Here is a 1076-nt window from a genome sequence, read left to right on the forward strand (position 1 = left end):
GCGCGTGCAGCCAAGAAGAAACCGATCCAGGAGATCGGCGCCAAGATCGGCATCCCCAACGAGCATCTGCTGCCCTATGGCCACGACAAGGCAAAGGTCTCGGCCGAGTTCATCAAGTCGGTGAAGGGCAACAAGGACGGCAAGCTGATCCTGGTCACCGCCATCAACCCGACGCCGGCCGGCGAAGGCAAGACGACCACCACGGTCGGCCTCGGCGACGGCCTGAACCGCATCGGCAAGAAGGCGATCGTGTGCATCCGCGAGGCCTCGCTCGGCCCGAACTTCGGCATGAAGGGCGGCGCCGCCGGCGGCGGCCTCGCCCAGGTCGTGCCGATGGACGACATGAACCTCCATTTCACCGGCGACTTCCACGCCATCACCACGGCGCACAACCTGCTTTCGGCGCTGATCGACAACCACATCTACTGGGGCAACGAGCTCGGCATCGACATCCGCCGCGTCGCCTGGCGCCGCGTCATGGACATGAACGACCGGGCGCTGCGCGAGATCCTCTGCTCGCTGGGCGGCGTCGCCAACGGTTTTCCGCGCGAGGCCGGCTTCGACATCACCGTCGCCTCGGAGGTGATGGCGATCCTGTGCCTGGCCACCGACCTCAAGGATCTCGAGAAGCGCCTCGGCGACATCATCGTCGCCTACCGCCGTGACAAGTCGCCGGTCTATGCCCGCGACCTCAAGGCCGACGGCGCCATGGCCGTGCTTTTGAAGGACGCCATCCAGCCCAACCTGGTGCAGACGCTGGAGAACAACCCGGCCTTCGTGCATGGCGGCCCGTTCGCCAACATCGCGCATGGCTGCAACTCGGTCGTCGCCACCACCACGGCGCTGAAGCTTGCCGACTATGTCGTCACCGAAGCCGGCTTCGGCGCCGACCTCGGCGCCGAGAAGTTCTTCGACATCAAGTGCCGCAAGGCGGGCTTGAAGCCGGCGGCGGCCGTCATCGTCGCCACCGTGCGCGCCATGAAGATGAATGGCGGCGTCAAGAAGGAAGACCTCGGCAAGGAAAACATCGAGGCGGTCAAGAAGGGCTGCCTCAACCTCGGCCGCCACATCGAGAA

1 protein-coding gene is annotated in these 1076 nt (G+C 65.5%); it reads left to right on the plus strand.

What is annotated here, in order from left to right; all coding sequences use genetic code 11:
• The coding region (locus RFN30_RS32255; protein WP_320265976.1) for a formate--tetrahydrofolate ligase at positions 1 to 1076 on the plus strand (1076 nt) is incomplete at both ends.

Source organism: Mesorhizobium dulcispinae (assembly GCF_033977345.1).
GTDB lineage: Bacteria > Pseudomonadota > Alphaproteobacteria > Rhizobiales > Rhizobiaceae > Mesorhizobium > Mesorhizobium dulcispinae.